The sequence below is a fragment of the Micromonospora zamorensis genome (assembly GCF_900090275.1).
GTDB classification, from domain to species: domain Bacteria; phylum Actinomycetota; class Actinomycetes; order Mycobacteriales; family Micromonosporaceae; genus Micromonospora; species Micromonospora zamorensis.
On record NZ_LT607755.1, the window covers coordinates 5,129,297 to 5,147,651 of the forward strand.

The 18,355-nt window shown below is 72.2% G+C and carries 11 protein-coding genes; 2 read left to right on the forward strand and 9 right to left on the reverse strand.

Annotated features, from left to right (window positions below):
- Positions 1–53 precede the first annotated feature (53 nt).
- Positions 54–1,601 carry a GGDEF domain-containing protein gene (locus GA0070619_RS22700; RefSeq protein WP_088949925.1) on the forward strand — a complete coding sequence of 516 codons (1,548 nt, stop codon included), beginning with the start codon at positions 54–56 and terminating at the stop codon, positions 1,599–1,601.
- Positions 1,602–1,718: 117 nt separating this feature from the next.
- Here the strand turns inward: GA0070619_RS22700 and prfA are convergent, their stop codons facing one another.
- The gene (prfA, locus tag GA0070619_RS22705) at positions 1,719–2,807 is read right to left on the reverse strand and encodes a peptide chain release factor 1 (protein WP_088949926.1); all 1,089 of its coding nucleotides are present in this window, start codon (positions 2,805–2,807) and stop codon (positions 1,719–1,721) included.
- Between the two features lie 127 nt (positions 2,808–2,934).
- Positions 2,935–3,159, reverse strand: coding sequence for a 50S ribosomal protein L31 (gene rpmE, locus GA0070619_RS22710; RefSeq protein ID WP_030333150.1), 225 nt, complete (start codon positions 3,157–3,159; stop codon positions 2,935–2,937).
- A gap of 276 nt (positions 3,160–3,435) precedes the next feature.
- Between rpmE and GA0070619_RS22715 the strand changes: the two genes are divergently transcribed.
- Complete coding sequence (locus GA0070619_RS22715) at positions 3,436–4,332, forward strand: phosphatase domain-containing protein (RefSeq protein WP_088949927.1); 897 nt, start codon at positions 3,436–3,438, stop codon at positions 4,330–4,332.
- A 43-nt stretch (positions 4,333–4,375) separates the two neighbouring features.
- On the opposite strand, the gene GA0070619_RS22720 is transcribed toward GA0070619_RS22715, so the two are convergent.
- The 7 genes from GA0070619_RS22720 to thrC all read right to left on the reverse strand — a co-directional run bounded on the left by GA0070619_RS22720 (position 4,376) and on the right by thrC (position 18,354).
- Entirely contained in the window at positions 4,376–7,870 is a 3,495-nt protein-coding gene (locus tag GA0070619_RS22720) for a phosphodiester glycosidase family protein (protein WP_088949928.1), read from the reverse strand.
- A gap of 142 nt (positions 7,871–8,012) precedes the next feature.
- Positions 8,013–10,196 (reverse strand): transcription termination factor Rho, encoded by a 2,184-nt coding sequence (gene rho, locus GA0070619_RS22725; RefSeq protein ID WP_088949929.1) that lies wholly within the window; start codon positions 10,194–10,196, stop codon positions 8,013–8,015.
- Positions 10,197–10,492: 296 nt separating this feature from the next.
- Positions 10,493–11,437 carry a homoserine kinase gene (thrB, locus tag GA0070619_RS22730; protein WP_088949930.1) on the reverse strand — a complete coding sequence of 315 codons (945 nt, stop codon included), beginning with the start codon at positions 11,435–11,437 and terminating at the stop codon, positions 10,493–10,495.
- Positions 11,438–11,666: 229 nt separating this feature from the next.
- Entirely contained in the window at positions 11,667–12,899 is a 1,233-nt protein-coding gene (locus tag GA0070619_RS22735) for an MFS transporter (RefSeq protein ID WP_088949931.1), read from the reverse strand.
- Positions 12,900–12,910: 11 nt separating this feature from the next.
- Positions 12,911–13,729: a polysaccharide deacetylase family protein gene (locus GA0070619_RS22740; protein WP_088949932.1), complete on the reverse strand. Its 819-nt coding sequence runs from the start codon at positions 13,727–13,729 to the stop codon at positions 12,911–12,913.
- Positions 13,730–13,886: 157 nt separating this feature from the next.
- Positions 13,887–17,162, reverse strand: a complete 3,276-nt coding sequence (locus GA0070619_RS22745; RefSeq protein ID WP_088949933.1) for an efflux RND transporter permease subunit — start codon at positions 17,160–17,162, stop codon at positions 13,887–13,889.
- Positions 17,163–17,304: 142 nt separating this feature from the next.
- Positions 17,305–18,354 (reverse strand): threonine synthase, encoded by a 1,050-nt coding sequence (thrC, locus tag GA0070619_RS22750; RefSeq protein ID WP_088949934.1) that lies wholly within the window; start codon positions 18,352–18,354, stop codon positions 17,305–17,307.
- Position 18,355 lies beyond the last annotated feature (1 nt).

Here is an 18,355-nt window from a genome sequence, read left to right on the forward strand (position 1 = left end):
CGCGGGCGACGCGACGAACAGGTGCGCCCAGGCGCACGGCAGGAGGTTGGCGGGTGGGCTGGCTCGACCGGGTCGATGACCAGGTTGATGTCCTCACGCATGCCCGTGCACTGCAGGAGGCCAGCCGTTCCGCGGAGTCGTACGTCCTGCTGGAGCGTGTGATCCGCACCACGGCCGACCCGGCCGCGCGAGCGGACGCGCTGGTGCAGCGCCTCTCCGCACTGATCAATCTCGGTCGGACCGCGGAGTTCACCCGGGCCATCGAGGAGGCGTCGGCGGCGGTTCGCGACCTCGCCGAGCCGTACCTGCACGGGCACCTCAACGCGCTGGCCGCGCTCGCCGCCCACCACCAGGGCGCACTGGACCGCTGCGTCATGCACCTCGTCCGAGCCGCCCGCGCCCTGGGCGCGGTGGAGGACCCGGACCGGGACACCGCCTGGGGCTGGCACGACCTGGCGATGGCCTACAGCTACCTCAGCTTCCACGGTTACGCCCTCGGCGCCATCGAGCGGGCCCGGCAGCTCGGGCTGACCGCCGGCATCCCCGAGGAGACGTTCGCCGCGCCGGGCATCCGGCTGCGCAACGCGGTGGCACTGGACCACAACGGCGACAGCGACGGGTGTCTGCGGGTGCTTCGGGACGTGGCCGCCGACCTGGCCCGCTTCGTCCGCACCGGGCGGGCCGGCCAGCTCCGCCCGAGCAGCCTCGCCGCGTACGGCTACGCGGCGGCTCGGCAGGCGGCGCTCGGCGACCAGGTGGCGACCACCGGGGAGGCCGAGCCGGCCCGGTTGATCAGCCACGGCGGAGACAGCGCCCGCGCCCGCGACATGCGGCAGCTCGGGCAGGTGTGCCTCGCCGTGGCCGCCGGGCGGCCGATCGAGGCGGTCACCCGGTTGGACACCGTCCACGTGTCCACCGAGACGCTCGGAGCGGCCGAGCCGGCCCGGCTGCGCAGCATCGCGCTGACCCGCGCCGGAGACCACCCGGCGGCGCACCGGGCCGACCGCCTGGCGTTCCGGCTCGCCGCCCAACGCAACGACCGGCTGCGGGACGTCTACATCGACGGCATCGCCGCCCGCATCGACCACGAGGAGATGCGCCGCGAGGCGGCGCGGTTCGAGGGCGAGGCGTTGACCGACCCGCTCACCGGGCTGCCCAACCGACGCCGGCTGGAGCGGTACATCACGGCAGTGGTCACCCGGGGCGAGCGGGTGGTGATCGGCGTCTGCGACCTGGACGGCTTCAAGGCGGTCAACACCCGGCACGGCCACCACTCCGGCGACCTGGTGCTCCAACGCATCGCCGGGGTGATCAACCGGGTGATGCGCCGGGGCGACTTCGTGGCCCGCTACGGCGGTGACGAGTTCGTCGTGGTGCTGCCGGACACCGGCATGACCGAGGCCGCCGAGGTGGCCCGCCGGATCGAGGCCGCCGTCCGACTTGAGGACTGGGAGTCGCTGGTGCCGGGCACGCCGGTCGGGGTGAGCATCGGCTTCGCGGAGGTCTCCGGCGGCAGTGGGCTGCGCGACGCGCTCAGCGTCGCCTTCGAGCTGGCCGACCGGGAAATGCTGCGCGCCAAGTCCCGTCCCCGCGCGAGCTGACCGCCAGGGCTCGCGTCGATCAAGGACTTGTGGTGCCTCACCAAAGGCCCACGACGCGACAAACCACCCACCACAATCCCATGATCGACGGCGACGGGCCGCGCGCGGCCGGGCTGCTCAGCGGCGGGTCAGCTCGGTGTCGCCGGCCAGCCGGGCGGCGCGGTCCGCCTCCGTCAGGGCGTCCAGCACCCCGTCCAGCTCGCCGGCGAGCGCCAGGTCGAGGTTGTACGCCGTGTAGCCGATCCGGTGGTCGGTGATCCGGTTCTGCGGGTAGTTGTAGGTGCGGATCCGCTCCGAGCGGTCCACCGTGCGCACCTGGGCCTTCCGGGCGTCCGAGGCGGCGGCGTCGGCCTGCTCCTGGGCGGCGGCCAGCAGCCGGGCCCGCATGATCCGCATTGCCTGCTCCCGGTTCTGCAACTGGGACTTCTCGTTCTGGCAGGAGACGACGATGCCGGTCGGCAGGTGGGTGATCCGCACCGCCGAGTCGGTGGTGTTGACCGACTGGCCGCCCGGGCCGGACGAGCGGAACACGTCGATGCGCAGGTCGTTCGCGTCGATGGTGACGTCGACGTCCTCGGCCTCGGGCAGCACCAGCACCCCGGCGGCGGAGGTGTGGATCCGGCCCTGCGACTCGGTGACCGGGACACGCTGCACGCGGTGCACGCCGCCCTCCCACTTGAGTCGGGACCAGACGCCGCTGCCGCCCTCCGGCACACCCTTGGTCTTGATGGCGAGCGAGACGTCCTTGACCCCGCCGAGGTCGGAATCCTGCGCGTCGATCACCTCGGTGACCCAGCCGTGGCGCTCGGCATAGCGGGTGTACATCCGCAGCAGGTCGCCGGCGAACAGCGCCGACTCCTCGCCACCCTCGCCCGCCTTGATCTCGACGATCACGTCCTTGGCGTCGTGCGGGTCGCGCGGGATGAGCAGCTCGGCGAGGCGTTCCTCCAGCACGGGCAGGGTCGCGGCGAGCGACTCCGCCTCGCTCGCGAAGGACGGGTCCTCCGCGGCAAGCTCGCGGGCCGCCACCAGGTCGGCGCGGGCCTGTTCCAGCTCGTCGGCGGCCTTGTGCAGCGGCACCAGCTCGGCGTAGCGGCGGCCCACCCTGCGCGCGGTCGCCTGGTCGGCGTGGATGGCCGGATCGGCCAGCCGCTTCTCCAGCTCCGCGTACTCGTCGAGGAGGCCGGCCAGACGCTCGCTGCTCATGCTGCGGATGCTCCTTCGACGGTGCGAGCCGGGAGAGCCGGAAGGCCGGCGGCCGGGCGGAAACTGGGGGAAATGCGGACGGCGCCCGCGTCCGGCGAAAAACCGGACGCGGGCGCCGAACGTGGAACTACTTGGCCTTCTTGGCCTGAACCTTGGCGTACTTCTGCTGGAACTTCGCGACCCGGCCGGCGGTGTCGAGAACGCGCTGCTTACCGGTGTAGAACGGGTGGCAGGCGCTGCAGGTCTCGGCGTGGATCGCCCCGCCCTTGGCGGTGCTGCGGGTCGTGAACGTGTTGCCACAGGAGCAGCTGACCTCGGTGGTCACGTACTCCGGGTGGATGTTTGCCTTCATCGCCTCGGTCCTCTCGTTGGTGGTCGCCGGGTCGCCGTCATCGCTCGTCGCGCCGTACGCGACGGGCTCGGGCGTGAACCGGAACCGGTGGCCGATTGACCAGTGTGCCATGGGCCTGAGCCGACCCGGTAATCGGGCCGCACACCTCGTCCGGCATCGTCAACACGTGCCTCCCCGTCCGCATTCCCACCGCCCGACGGGGCATTCGCCCACCCGGCGGACCGCCGCCAGGTACCCCGCAGGGGGTACGCACGCCGAGCCGGAGGTGCGACGTCGATGACCCGCCTGATCGCCACCCGGGGACTGCCCGCCTCGGGCAAGACGACGTTCGCCCGCACGCTCCAACCCTCCGTGGTCCGGGTCAACCGGGACGACCTGCGCCGGATGCTGCACGGCGAGCGGCTGTTCACCCAGTGGGCCGAGGCCCAGGTGACAGTCGTCCAGCGGGCCCAGGTCGAGGCATTGCTGAGGGCCCGCGCGGACGTCTGCGTGGACGACACCAACCTGCGCTCACGAACGTTGCGGGACTGGGCTGAGCTGGCCGCTCGCCACGGCGCGGACTTCGAGGTGCACGACTTCACCGACGTGCCGCTGGCCGAGTGTCTGCGCCGCGACGCCGCGCGCCCGGTCGCCGAACAGGTCGGCGCCGAGGCGATCCGTCGGCTGCACGAGCGGTACCTGGAGGGGCGGACCCTGCCGCTGCCGGTGCCGCAGGCCCGCACCGGGCGCCCCGCCGTCGTGCACCCGCCGTCGACCGAGCCACCCGAGATCGTGCTGGTGGACATCGACGGCACCGTCGCGCTGGCCGTGTCCCGCAGCCCGTACGACATGACCCGGGTGGGCGAGGACGAGCCGAACACGGCGGTGATCGCGGCGGTCCGGGCGATGCACGCGGCCGGGTACGGGGTGGTCTTCTGCTCCGGGAGGGACGCCTCCGCCCGAGCGGCCACCGAGGCGTGGCTGGCCCGGCACGTCCGGGTCCCCTACCTCGGCCTGCACCTGCGTGCCGTCGGCGACTCCCGGAAGGACTCGATCGTGAAGCGGGAGATCTACGACCGGGAGATCAAGGACCGTTACCGGGTGGCCGGCGTCTTCGACGACCGTGTCCAGGTGGTCCAGATGTGGCGGGCCCTCGGCCTGACCGTCTTCCAGGTAGCCGACGGCGACTTCTGAGGTGTCCGGACGGGCCCCGCGCGTGGGGGCCCGTCCGGACAGTTCACCTGGTGACGGTGATGGTGGCCTCGGCACGGGCGCCGTTGACCTCGACCGTCAGGCGTACCGGCGCGGCGGGCCGCAGTGCCGTCAGGGTGCCGGTGGCCGGGTCGAATCGGGCGGTGTGCCATGGGCGCACCCCGGCCGCCGAGCCGATGTGCACTCCGGGCGAGGCCGACCAGTCGGCGCTGACCGGTGCGGCCACCGGGACCGTACGCCCGCTGGGCTGGGCCAGTGTGGCGGTGACCGTCGCGGGGGTGCCGACCGCGACGCTGGCCGGGGCGGCCACCGTGAGCCGGTCGACGTGCGCGTGGAACTCCGCGTCCACCCAGCGTGGGCCCTCGGCGAGCGGGTCACGGCGGGCCCGGTCCGCCTCGGTCGGGGTCACCGGGTCCACGCCGAACTCCGTCCAGCCGGTGAAGCCTCCCTGGTCGGCAGGGGTGGACGGCGTCTTGCCCGCATTGCCGTTGATCACGTACGGCACACCGTCGACCCGGTCGGCGTGGAAGGTGCCGACGTGCCCGCCCACGAACAGCGCTCCCTTGCCGGTGCGGTGCTGGAAGTCGGCCAGCCACTGCTCCAGCAGCGCCGCCTCCTTGCGGTCGCCGAGCTGGCTGGCCTGCGCCGGGCTGGGGTCGCGCGGCGGGTGGTGGTGCAGGACGACGACCGAACCCACACGTCGGTCGGTGGCCGCCGCGTCCAGCGTCTCGCGGAGCATCCGTACCTGGTCGAAGCCGCCGCCGCGCAGCGTCCCGGAGGACGAGTTCAGCGTGACGAACCGGGTGCCGTTGTGGTCGAACACCCGGGAGGTGGCACCGAACGCGGCAGCGAAGTTGCTGATCGGGGCGCCCATGATCTCGTGGTTGCCGGGCACGTAGTACCAGGGCAGCGCGTCGCCCAACTCCTCGTCGAGGATCCGCCGGGCCAGCGCGAAGTCGGCCGGGTAGGCGGTGTCCACGAAGTCGCCGTTGATCAGGAGGAAGTCCGGCCGGGCAGCCCGCACCTCGCGCAACGTCCGCCGGGCCTGGGCGACCAGGTCGCTGTCCGGGTCGGCGGCGACGAACTGGGCGTCGGAGAGCACCGCGAACCGCCACGGCGCGCCGTCCACAGTGCCGTCGCGGACCACCACCCGATCGGTACGCGGGGCCACCTCCGGCACGTCGACCGTCGGGGGCACCTTCGCCACCAGGTCGTCGATGATCACCTCGCTGGTGTACTGCGCGGCGGCGTTCGTCTCGGCCACGTAGAAGCGGCGTACCCGCACCGGGTACTGCACCCCGGCCGGCACCGCGAACTCCACGTACCGCCAGCCGGTCCAGGTGATCAGTGGGCCACGCAGCACGTGCTGGGTGTCCTGGGCGTCGTGCAGGTGCAGGCTGGGCCACTCCCCGGTGCCGTTGCCGTGGATCCACATCCCGAAGGCCTGCGGCTGACCGGGCACCTCGATCCAGGCGGGCGGGTCGGCGTACGCGGCCCGCGTGCCGGTGGACTGGCCGAAGTCGTACGACATGCGCAGGCCGGTGCCGGTGTGCCCCGGCGCGGGCGCGACCGACCCGCTGGCGCGGGCCTGGCTGAACCGCCAGGAAGCGGCGTCGTCGAACCCGGCGACCGGCACGTCGGTCAGGCCGACGGTGACCGGCAGGACCACGCTCGTGCGGCCGACGCGAACGGTCACCAGGCCGGAGCCGGTGTCCCCCAACGCGGCGACGGACAGGTTGCCGTCTCCGGTGGGGGTGATCCGCAGCAGGTCCCGGTCGTAGTCGAGGGTGAGGTCGGCCGGCTCGATCGGCGCGGTGTTGCCTTCGGCGTCGTACCCGACCACGCCGACCAGGGCGTTGCCGTCCCGCCCGGTCAGCCCGACCCGCGGCGTGGTGGTGCCGATCCGGGCCAGCGGGCCGAGCACTGTGAGGTTCAGGGAGCCGGTGACCCGTCCCCGTGCGGCGGTGACCGTGCTGGCCCCCGGCGCGCCGGCGTGAAACACGCCGTCACGGTCGATCCGGCCGCGTACCGCCGGGGTCGCCCGCCAGGTGGGAGCGCCGGCCGCCGGGCCGTACGTCTCGTCGTAGCCGGATGCGGTGAGGGTGCGGGTCAGCCCCGGGAAGACCCGGTCGGGCCGTCCACCTCGCACCGGTGAGACACCCGGGGCGGCGGTGGGGTCGCTGGCCGTCTCGACCCAGTAGCCGGTGAGTCGCCCGCTGCCCTTCGGCGCGTAGATGGCCAGGCCGTTGGGCACGGCCCGCTCGCTGCCGTCGGAGGGGCCGTTCTCCACCTGCACGGCGGGCGCGCCCGGCTCCCGGGCCAGCAGCGTGGACGATCCGCCGCCATCCAGGTTGAGCGCGTGGTGGGCGCCCAGCTCGGCCATCATCCGGCCCATCTCGGTCTGCGTCACGCCGCGGCTGTCGACCTGACGACCGTCCACCGTCAGCATGATCATCTTTCGACCGTCGGCGCTGAACCCGACAGCGGTGCGGGGGGCGAGGGTCGGATCGGCGATGCTCTGCACGACGCCGTCGCGGACCAGGACGTTGCCGCCCCCGACCGCCGCGTGCAGGGTGCTGCCGTCGGAGGGCTTCGGCCGCCAGGCAACCGCCACCGGGTCACCGGCGCGCAGGCCGGCCAGCGCGTCCGCGCCGAGGTCGCGGCCGAGCAGCACGGTGCTGCCTGCGGCGATCGGGCCGCTGCCGGCCACGCTTCCCACCGAGGCCACCCGACCGTTGGTCACGGTGACCTCGACCACCCGGGCCGCGCCCTCCACGGCACGCTGCCGGGTGTACGTCCCCCACAGCTCGGTGAACGCCCCGATGCCGTCGGCCTGGACCATGTTGTTGAACTGGGTCAGCGGGACCGGCCCGGTGGGCAGGGTTGCGGTGCCGTCGAAGTTCACCTCGATCACCCGGCCGAGGCCGTTCGTGGTGACCGCCACCGCGTTGCGGTGACCGCTGACCCCGGACTGGATCAGCTCGCCGTCCCGGACGCCGACGCCCTGGGCGGCACCCGAGTTGTTGATGTCGAAGAAGTCGCCGTTGACCGCGGCGACCGCGCGCGACTGGTCCACCGCCTGTCGCAGCGGCTCGGCCCGGCTGACCGCGCCGGAGTTGACGTAGTCGACGGTGGAGCCACCGGCCAGATCGGTGGTGAGCGCGTCGGCGCGCAGCCAGCCCTCGGCGTCGTACCTGTCGAAGGACGTCAACTGCACGCCCGGGGCGACCGGCCGGGTGGCCTTCGTGGTCTCCAGCCCGCCGGCCGGCTCCAGACCACCAGCGACGGCGGTCGGGGCGGTCGCGGCTGTCGGGGCGGCGGCCAGGCTGACCGAGCCGGCCGCTCGGGAGGACGCGGGCGGCGCGTCCTCCGCGATCGTGGGTGAGGCCAGGGACGGTGGGGCGACGGTGGACGGGGCGATGGTGGGTGCGGCAGTCGCCGGTGGCGACAGGGCCAGGGCGAGCAGCGGCGTCAGCAGCAGGACGCCGGTGCGGCGGGCGGTTCGTCTGCGGGTACGCATGGACGACAGTCAACCCGGCAATGAATAGAAGTTTCAATACCTATCGACTGAACCGAAGGAAAATTCCATCACGTGCCGTCCGGAGACATGACGAAGGGGCACGACCGGTGTGGCCGTGCCCCTTCGTCTCACCCGGGGATGGTTACTCCCCCGGCGTCGACTTCGCGATCTGCATCAGGAACTCGATGTTGGTGCGTGTCTTCTTGAGCTTGTCGAGCAGCAGGTCCATCGCCGCCTGCGAGTCCAGCGAGTGCAGGACCTTGCGCAGCTTGTGGAGGATGGCCAACTCCTCCGGCGCGAGCAGGACCTCTTCCTTACGGGTACCGGACGGGTTGACGTCGATGGCCGGGAAGGTGCGCTTGTCGGCGATCTTCCGGTCCAGCTTCAGCTCCGCGTTGCCGGTGCCCTTGAACTCCTCGAAGATGACCGTGTCCGCCATGGATCCGGTCTCCACCAGCGCCGTGGCGATGATGGTCAACGACCCGCCGTTCTCGATGTTGCGAGCCGCGCCGAGGAAGCGCTTCGGCGGGTAGAGAGCGGTGGAGTCGATACCACCCGACATGATCCGGCCGCTGGCCGGAGCAGCCAGGTTGTACGACCGACCGAGCCGGGTCACCGAGTCGAGCAGCACGACCACGTCGTGCCCCAGCTCAACCAGGCGCTTGGCCCGCTCGATGGCCAGCTCGGCCACCGTCGTGTGGTCCTGCGGCGGACGGTCGAACGTGGCCGCGACGACCTCGCCCTTGATCGACCGCTGCATGTCGGTGACCTCTTCGGGCCGCTCGTCCACCAGCACCACCATCAGGTGGCACTCCGGGTTGTTGTGCGTGATCGCGTTCGCGATCGCCTGCAGCACCATCGTCTTACCCGCCTTCGGCGGTGACTGGATGAGTGCCCGCTGGCCCTTGCCGATCGGCATGACCAGGTCGATGACCCGGGTGGTCAGGATGTGCGGCTCGGTCTCCAGGCGCAGGCGCTCCTGCGGGTAGAGCGGAGTGAGCTTGTAGAACTCCGGTCGACGCCGGGCCTCCTCCGGCTCCATCCCGTTGATCGTGTCCAGCCGCATCAGCGGGTTGTACTTGTCGCGCCGCTGGTCACCGCTGTTGCCGCCCTCGCGGGCCGCCCGCACCGCACCGGTGATCGCGTCACCGCGGCGCAGGCCGTACTTCTTGATCTGGGACATCGAGACGTAGACGTCGTTCGGGCCGGCCAGGTAGCCGGTGGTCCGCACGAACGCGTAGTTGTCGAGCACGTCGATGATGCCGGCCACGGGGACGAGAACGTCGTCCTCGCTGACCTGCGGCTCACGCCCACCGGTGTCGGCACCGGTCTCGGTGCGCTCGCCCCGCCCGCGACGACGGTCCCGGAAACGGCTGCGCCGGCCGCGCCGGCCGCCACCCTCGCCGTCGTCGTCGTCGCTGTCCCGCTCGACACGCTCGACACGCTGACCACGGTCGTTGCGGTCACCGCGGTCGTTGCGGTCGGCCCGCTCCGGACGGTCGTTGCGCTCGGCACGCTCGCCCCGGTCGGAACGCTCCGCGCGGTCGTTGCGCTCGCCCCGGTCGGCACGGTCGCCCCGGTCGGCACGGTCGCCCCGGTCAGCACGCTCGCCCCGGTCGGAACGCTCGCTCCGATCGGCACGGTCGCCCCGGTCAGCACGCTCGCCCCGCTCGGCACGGTCGCCCCGGTCGGAACGCTCCGCGCGGTCGCCCCGGTCGGAGCGCTCGCCCCGGTCGGAGCGCTCGGCGCGCTCGGCGCGCTCCGGACGCTCGGCCCGGTCCCGGCGATTCTCGCCGCGGTCGGTCCGCTCGCCGGCGCCAGCCTCTTCGGTACGCGCCTCCTCGGCGCGGACCTCGGTCGGACGCGCCTCAGCGGGACGCGCCTCGGTCGGACGGGTCTCGGTCGGACGGGTCTCCGCTGCTGCGGTCCGGCTCCGCCGGGTGCGAGTGCGACCTTCGGTCTCGGCGGCCGGCTCGGCGGGCGCCTGATCGGCACTGCGCCCCTCGGCTGCCGGCCGGTCGGCGGTTTCCCGCACCTCGGCGCGCACCCCCTCACGGGTCGGAGCGGCCGCGGCCGCGACCTCGGCCCGTGGTCGAGGGGTCCCGGCGGCGTTGCCGCCCTGCCGCTCGGAAATCGCGGCGATCAGCTCGCCCTTGCGCATGCGAGCCGTGCCGGAGATGCCGAGCGACGCAGCCAGGCTCTGCAGCTCTGGCAGCAGCATCGCCGACAGACCGGTGCCGCTACGCCGACGACGGGCGGGAGCGGCTGCGGTGGCATCGCCAGCGACGTTGGAAACATCCGACGTCACGTCGGTGGTGTCGCTCAATGGATTCCTTCCCTCGATAAGGCCGTGGCTGCCCGGAGTCGGAACTCAGGTGGCCGGGCGGCCTCGGTGCACCCGCCTCGCAAGGACGCGTCGCGGGAGTCTGTGACACAGCAGCCGGTCGGTATCCCGACTCACCAACGTCGGTGAGCAGGTCTCGCCGTCTGCGGCGACCTGTGGAAACTGCGGTGCGGCGTGGGCCTTGGCAGGGGTAGACGGGCTGACCGCCGAGAGCTTCGGGGGTGCGCCGCCCCGCAGGAGATCGCGTGCTTCGCGGCTGTGCTAGGTCTAGAGCGTAATCAACTCTTCCGACCTGCGGCAACAGGGTCCCGCTCGGCGTGTCCAAGTCTACCCCGGGCAACCCGTGCGCCGCTGACGTCTATCGGTAACTGCCAGATCTGCCAGTCTGTTCCCGCTGGGAAGCTCGCCGGAGGCTCGCTGAGCGCCAGCACAGTCGGCCCCGCCCCACTGACCACAGCCGCCACACCGGCCGCTCGTAACGCGCTGACCAGGGCAGATGTCGCTGGCATCCCGGCTGAGCGGTAATCCTGGTGGAGCCGGTCGACCGTGGCCGGCAGCAGCAGGCTCGGGTCGGCGGTGAGCGCGTGCACCAGCAGAGCAGCCCGCCCGGCGGTCAACGCAGCGTCGCCGTGCGGCACGGTGGCCGGCAACGCGGCCCGGGCGGCGGCGGTCAATCCGCGTTCGGCCGGCACGAAAACAATGGGCCGCACCCCGTCGGCGACCGGCAGGGACACCGCCCGGGCACCGGCCGGCTCAGACCAGGCCACCGTGAAGCCGCCGAGCAGGCAGGGCGCGACGTTGTCCGGATGGCCCTCGATCTCGGCGGCCAACCGGAGCACGCCCGCCTCGTCCAGCCGGTGCTCCCCGTCGGTGACCAGGGCGCGGGCCAGCAACAACCCGGCGACGATCGCGGCGGACGAGGAGCCGAGCCCCCGCGCCTGGGGGATCCGGTTGACACACTCCACGCTCAACCCCCCGGGGTGGGCGCCGAGCACGTCGAAGGCGGCGCGCATGGCCCGCACCACGAGGTGCCGGTCATCGTCGGGCAGCTCGCCGGCACCCTGCCCGGTCACCGTCACGCGGACCCCGGCTGACGTGACCTCGGCGGCCAGGTCGTCGTGGAGCCCCAGGGCGAGACCCAACGCGTCGAAGCCAGGGCCCAGGTTGGCGCTGGTGGCGGGGACCCGGACGCGAACCGGCCCGGCGGTGAAGTTCGTCGGCACGCGCTCATGGTAGGGCCTGTTTCATAAGGGCGGTCGAGCCGAGGCGGAGTCCGGGCGGCGAGCCGGCAAGGCGCGGTTTCGTCCGGATACCGGTGTTGTATCTGGACGAGACCGCAACGCCGCCGGTCGTCGTCCGGGCCCGCCGCAGGCCGGCCCGTCCTTGTGAAACAGGCCCTGGGGCCAGGGACCGACGATCCGGTCCCCCGTCCGCAGCCTGGGACCGCCCGGTTCAGCCGACCGGCTCGGGGGTCGCGTCGGTGAGCGAGAGCCGACGGGTGGCGATCCGCCAGCCCACCGCGTACACAAGGGTGATCAGCCCGCAGCCGGCGAGCACGACCCGTTCGTCCACCACGTCCACCACCATGGCCACCGCCAGTTGGCTCACCGAGATGGCCAGCGTGGCGAGCATCATGTCGGTGGCGAAGACGCGCCCCCGCAGGTGGTCCGGGACCTCACCCTGGAGGGCGAAGTTCGATATCACCCAGTTGCTACCGCCCGCGAAGTGCGCCAGGAAGACCAGCAGCAGCACCAGCGGAAACCAACGGACCACCGATGCGCCCAGGTAGGACAGGCCGTAGAGCGACATGGACAGCGCGAGCGCGGGCAGCAGCCAGGCTCGGTTGGTCAGCACCCGACGCATCAGGATCGGCCCCACCAACGCCCCGGCGCCCCGCACCGCGAAGAGCAGGCCGGCACCGAGCGGGCCGACGCCGTACACGCCGGCCAGCAAGGGGAACACGGTCAGCACGCCGTTGCCCAGGCCGACCGCCGACTTGACAGTGACCAGCGCGAGCACCCGGGGCCGGTGCCCGATGTAGCCGAGCGCCTCACGGACCGCCGCCCAGGTCCGCTGGGCCGGTCGGGTGGTGTCCCGGGGCGCCTGCAGGGGCCGGCGGATCCGGGTCGCCAGGCCCGCGGCCAGCGCCAGGCCCACCGCCGCCACCCAGAAGCAGACGTACGGGCCGGCGACGGTGCTGAGGACGCCGCCGAGCGAGGCGCCGACCACGGTCATGGTGCCCCAGGCGGAGCCGGCCACGGCGTTGCCGGCGGCCAGCTCGTGGGGCTCCAGCACGTTGGGCAGCGCAGCCTGGGCGGCCGGTGAGTAGAACGCCTTGGCGACCGCCACCACGCCGATCGCGACCAGCGCCAACCACGCCGTACCCGCGCCCCGGACCCCGAGCAGCAGCAACACGCCCGCGAGCGCGGCCACGTTCGCGGCGATCATGATCTTGCGCCGGTCGAAACGGTCGGCGATCGTGCCCGTGTACGGCAGCAGCAGCGCCACGATGCCGGTGTCCACGGCCAACACCAGTGCGCCCCAGACTCCGCTGCCGGTCAGGTGGGGCAGCAGCACCAGCAGGGGCACCATGACGAACCAGTCAGCGCCGAAGACCACCAACTCGGCGAGGAAGAGGTTGCGGAAGCTCCGATTGCCGGTCAGAACCGAGAGGGTGGACGCCACGGAGCGCGACCCTACCTGTTCGGTACGGGGGTCACACCTGCTGCCAGCAGCGCGGAGACGGTGACGAATGTGTAGCCGCGCGACCGAAGTCCGTTGATCATATCGGTCAGTCCGCGCAACGCGACCAGCCGCCGACGCGCTCCCACGTCGTGGCCGAGCACGATCGTTCCCGGTCGGACGTTGGCCACGATCCGTTGGGCGTGGCCGGCCGGGTCGCCGGGGAACTCACGCTCCACCATCTGCAACGACCAGAGCACGAGTCGGTAGTCCAGCCGGGCCGCCGCGTGCAGCACCGCCCCGCCCAGGTGGCCGTACGGCGGGCGAAGCAGCCGGGGCGGCACCCCCGTCACGTCGGCGATCGCGTCGTGGCTGCGACGAAGATCGTCGTACGCCTCGGTGGCGTCCAGTTCGGCAAGGTCCCGGTGTGCCCAGCTGTGGTTGCCCACCTCGTGCCCGGAGAGCCGGTCACGGATGACGCCGGCGTGCCGCCGGACCTGCGTCCCGACCAGGAAGAAGGTGGCCGGGACCCGATGCTCGGCCAGGGCCTCGAGCACCATCGGAGTCCACTGTGGCGCGGGGCCGTCGTCGAAGGTGAGGGCCACCAGTCGCTGCCCGGTCGGCACCGACCAGACGACCTCCAACGCCCCGCCGCCGACGCCCTGGTTCCCGTCGTCAAAGGTGGCGCCGGCGGGGCCGCCGGCGAGCGGCGTCCGGCGATGGGTGCCCCACCACAGCTCGGACGTCGCCGTACCGATGGCCACACCGCCGACGATCAGGATGCCGCGGCGCAGGAGTTCGCGCCGCGCCCACCCGCGCGCACCCTCGGCCATCCGCCCGTCCTGCGTCACCCCACCCCCAAGCACTTACCTGGAGTATGCAAGACGTGACGCGCAGTGCCGAGCGCGGCGGATCGGAGTGTCTCGACCGATCAACGTGGAAACGCCCCCGGCAGAACCCTGCCGGGGGCGTTCCGCGATGCGGTCCGACCTACTCGGTCGGCTCGGACGGAGGCAGCGGCGAGGTGCGGCTACGGGGCAGCCGCAGCACCTCGAACTGGTCCGTGCCCTCCACCAACGCACCCGACGGGGCGGGACGCCCGGCCGGCTGCGCACCCCCGGCCGCCGCCGGGACAGGCGCGGCGCTCGGCACCGCTACCTGATTCGGGGCAGCCGCCTCGTCGGTGTCCGCCGTGGGCACCGCCGGGTCACCGGAGCGCCGCCGACTACGCCGAGCCCGCAGCGACTCCTTGGTGTTCTCCACCATCGTGTACAGCGTCGGCACCAGGATCAGCGTGAGCAGCGTTGAGCTGAGCAGGCCACCGATCACCACGACCGCCAGCGGCTGAGAGATGAAGCCGCCCTCACCGGTCAACCCGAGCGCCATCGGCAGCAGCGCGAAGATGGTCGCCACCGCGGTCATCAGGATCGGACGCAACCGGCGCCGGCCACCCTCGACCACCGCCTCCTGGACCCCCATGCCCTGCGCACGGTACTGGTTGATGAGATCGAGCAGCACGATGGCGTTGGTCACCACGATGCCGACCAGCATCAGCACGCCGATCAGCGCCGGCACGCCGAGCGGCGTCCCGGTGACCAGCAGCAGGCCGATCGCGCCGGTCGCCGCGAACGGGATGGAGATCAGCAGAATCAGCGCCTGGGTGAGGCTGCGGAACGTGGCCACCATGATCAGGAACACGATCGCGATCGCGGCCAGCACCGCCAGACCCAGATCACCGAACGCGTCCGCCTGGTCCGCGCTGACCCCACCGATGGTGAAGGTCGCTCCGGGTACGTTGATGCCGTCCAGCCGCTTCTGCAGCTCCTGGCTCGTCGCACCCAGGTTCGAGCCGGTCGCGGCGCCGGTCACCGACACACTGCGCTCACCGTCGATTCGACTGACCTGTTGCGGCCCCTCGCCCTGCGTGACCTGCGCGATGTCACCCAGCTTGACCGGCCCGACCGGCAGTGCCCGCAACTGCTCCACCGACATCGGCGGCTGCGTACCCAACCGCAGCACCACGTTCTGCTGCTTGCCGTCGAGCGTGACCTGACCCAGCGGCGCTCCCCGGAACGCCTGCGACACGAGCTGCCCCACGGCGGCCTCGGTGAGCCCGGCCCGACCGGCCGCGACCCGGTCGACTGTCACGTCGACACGCGGCACCTGCGCGGCAAGGCTGGTGGTGACATCCTCGACGTCCGGCACGCCGGCCATCGCCGTACGGGCCTCCTCGGCGGCCCGGGTCAGCACCTCCGGGTCACTGGCCTGGACGATGACCTCCAGCTGGCTGGTCGACGCCTCCTGCCCGCCGCCGAAGCTGATCTCGCCCAGTCCGCTGCCGAGCTTGTCGAACTCCTCGCGCAGCACCTCACGCATCTGCTTCGCGTCGGTGTCGCCGTCGAGCGCCAGCGACCAGGTCGCGATGTTGTTGCCGCCGCCCCCGAACGGGTTGTCCCCGCCGCCGGCGGTCACCTGGTACGTCGTTACGCCCTCGGTACGGGACAGCACCGACTCGACCTGCTTGGCCGCCGCGTCGGTGGCCGCCAGGCCACTGCCGGCCGGCAGTTCCTGGCTCATGTTGAGGGTGTCCTGGCCGGAGTCGTCCAGGAAGTTGGTCTCCAGCTTCTGGGCGAGGCCGAAGGTGCCGAAGAGCACCAGCAGACCGAGCCCGACGGTGATCCAGCGGGTCGACCGCTTGCGGGTGGCGAACCCGATCACCGGCAGGTAGGCCCGCTGCAACGGGCTGCGCAGCTCCTTCTCCTCCGCGCCGCGCCGCACCGCCTCGTCGTCCGCGGTGCCGCCGCGCGGCTTGAGGAACCAGTACGCGAGGACCGGGATCACGGTCAGCGACACCAGCAGCGAGGCGAGCAGGGCCACCGTCACGGTGATCGCGAACGGCGCGAAGAGCTGGCCCACGAACCCGCCGACCAACGCGATCGGCGCGAACACCGCCACGGTGGTGAGGGTGGACGCGGTCACCGCGCCGGCCACCTCGCGGACGCCGGTGATGATGGCGTGCCGCTTCTCCTCGCCGTACTCCAGATGTCGTTTGATGTTCTCCAACACGACAATCGAGTCGTCCACCACCCGGCCGACCGCGATTGTCAGCGCGCCGAGGGTGAGCAGGTTGAGCGAGTAGTCGCCGATCCACAGGGCGATCAACGCCACCAGCACGGAGAGCGGGATGGAGACGGCGGTGACCACCGTCGAGCGCACCGACAGCAGGAAGACCAGAATGACGATGACCGCCATCACCAGGCCCAGCAGGCCCTCGGTGGTCAGCGACTCGATCGACTTCTCGACGAACGGCGCCTGGTCGAAGACCACTGTCAACTCCGCGCCGGAGGCGTCCTTCAGGTCGTCGAGCCGGTCGCGGATATCGTGCGAGATCTGCACCGCGTTGCCGTCCGGCGCGGCGGTGACCGCGATGCCGAGGCTGTCCTTGCCGTTGGTCCGGGTGATCGCGGTGGCCGGAGCCAGTTGCTGCTCGACGCTCGCCACATCAGCGAGACGCACGGGCCTCGCGCCCGGGGAAACCACGATGCCGCGCAGGTCGTCCAGGGTGGCGATCGGCGTGCCGACCTGCACCGGAAGGGACAGGGCCCCGTCGGTCACCGCGCCGGCGGGAACCGCCACGCCGTTGGTCTTCAGCGCCGCGCCGATCGCCGTCGGCTGGACCTGCGCCGCGGCCAGCTTCGCCGGGTCCGGGGTGACCAGCACGACGTCGTCGCGGGTGCCGGTCACCTCGACCGTGCGAACCCCCTCGACGCCCTCCAGCTCCGGCACCACCGCCGTACGCAGCTTCTCGGCCAGCGCCCGCTCGTCCCCCGTGCCGGTCGCGGCCAGCACGACCGCCGGAAGATCGTCGGTGCTACCGGCGATGACCTGCGGGTCGACGCCCTCCGGCAGTTGGGAGTCGATCCGGCTCAGCGCGGTCTGCATCTTGTTGACCACGTCGTCCAGGTCGGTGCCGAACTCGTACATCACCTGGACGGTGGCCGAGCCCTCGCGGGACGTGGAGGTGACCTGGTCCAGCCCCGGAATGCCCTGGAGGGCGTTCTCGATCGGCTCGGTGACCTGCGACTCGACGATCTCGGGGCCGGCACCGGGGTAGGGGGCCACGATGAACGCGGCCGGGAACTCGAGCGACGGCAGCAGTTGCTGCTTCAGCGACGGCACGGCGAACGCTCCGAACGCCGTAATCACCACCGCGATGAGGGCGACAAGCCCTCGGTTGGCGAGGCTGAATCTGGCGAGCAGCGACATCGGCCTGGTTCACTCCTGAACGAGAATGCGGGCGGGGATACGTGAAAGTGTGCCCGACACGATCACCAGAACCCCCGCCGCCCCCACGCCCGTCCCGCAAACCGGCCGGCCTCCGCCGGTCACCGACCGGGCGGTGGCGCGTTCAGGCCAGGTCGAGGGCGCGGGCCGCGGCCATCGGGTCGTTCGCGATGGTCAACGGCGCCGGCGCGGTGGAGATCGCCCACTCCGGGTCCTTCAGACCGTGGCCGGTCACCGTGCAGACCACCGTCGATCCGGCCGGCACCGCGCCCGCCGCGGCCTGCTGGAGCAGACCGGCCACGCTGGCCGCGCTGCCCAACTCGACGAAGACCCCCACCTCGCGGGCGAGCAGCCGGTACGCGGAAAGGATCTCCCGGTCGGTCACCGCGGCGATCAGGCCACCGGAGGTGTCCCGGGCGTCCAACGCCTTGGTCCAGCTCGCCGGGTTGCCGATCCGGATCGCCGTGGCGATGGTCGACGGCTCCGGCACGACCTGGCCGGTCACGATCGGGGCCGCCCCGGCGGCCTGGAAGCCGTACATCTTCGGCGTCCGAGTGGTGGTGCCGGCGTCCCGTTCCTCCGCGTAGCCCATCCAGTAGGCGGAGATGTTGCCGGCGTTGCCGACCGGCAGGCAGTGGATGTCGGGGGCGTCACCGAGCGCCTCGACGATCTCGAAGGCGGCGGTCTTCTGACCGTGCAGCCGATCGATGTTGACCGAGTTGACCAACGCGACCGGGTGGTCCTGGGCCAGCTTCGCGGCGAGCGACAGGCAGTCGTCGAAGTTGCCACTCACCTGGAGGAGCTTGGCGCCGTGCACCAACGCCTGGGCCAGCTTGCCCAGCGCGATCTTGCCCTGCGGCACCAGCACCGCGCAGGTCAACCCGGCCCGGGCCGCGTACGCCGCGGCGGAGGCGCTGGTGTTGCCGGTGGAGGCGCAGATGATGGCCTTGTTGCCGGCCTCGACCGCCTTGGACACCGCGAGGGTCATCCCCCGGTCCTTGAACGAGCCGGTCGGGTTGGCGCCCTCCACCTTGAGGTGCACGTCACAACCGGTCCGGGCGGACAGCACCGGCGCCGGCAACAGCGGGGTGTTCCCCTCGTGCAGCGTGACGACCGGCGTGGCCGCGGTGACCGGCAGCCGATCCCGGTACGCCTCGATCAGACCCCGCCACATG

Excerpts from the sequence above, each read along its gene's own strand:
- rpmE (WP_030333150.1), bottom strand. The coding sequence starts at position 3,159 with ATGAAGGCAAACATCCACCCGGAGTACGTGACCACCGAGGTCAGCTGC.
- GA0070619_RS22740 (WP_088949932.1), bottom strand. The coding sequence starts at position 13,729 with ATGGCCGAGGGTGCGCGCGGGTGGGCGCGGCGCGAACTCCTGCGCCGC.
- GA0070619_RS22715 (WP_088949927.1), top strand. The coding sequence starts at position 3,436 with ATGACCCGCCTGATCGCCACCCGGGGACTGCCCGCCTCGGGCAAGACG.
- thrC (WP_088949934.1), bottom strand. The coding sequence starts at position 18,354 with ATGTGGCGGGGTCTGATCGAGGCGTACCGGGATCGGCTGCCGGTCACC.
- prfA (WP_088949926.1), bottom strand. The coding sequence starts at position 2,807 with ATGAGCAGCGAGCGTCTGGCCGGCCTCCTCGACGAGTACGCGGAGCTG.
- GA0070619_RS22720 (WP_088949928.1), bottom strand. The coding sequence starts at position 7,870 with ATGCGTACCCGCAGACGAACCGCCCGCCGCACCGGCGTCCTGCTGCTG.
- GA0070619_RS22745 (WP_088949933.1), bottom strand. The coding sequence starts at position 17,162 with ATGTCGCTGCTCGCCAGATTCAGCCTCGCCAACCGAGGGCTTGTCGCC.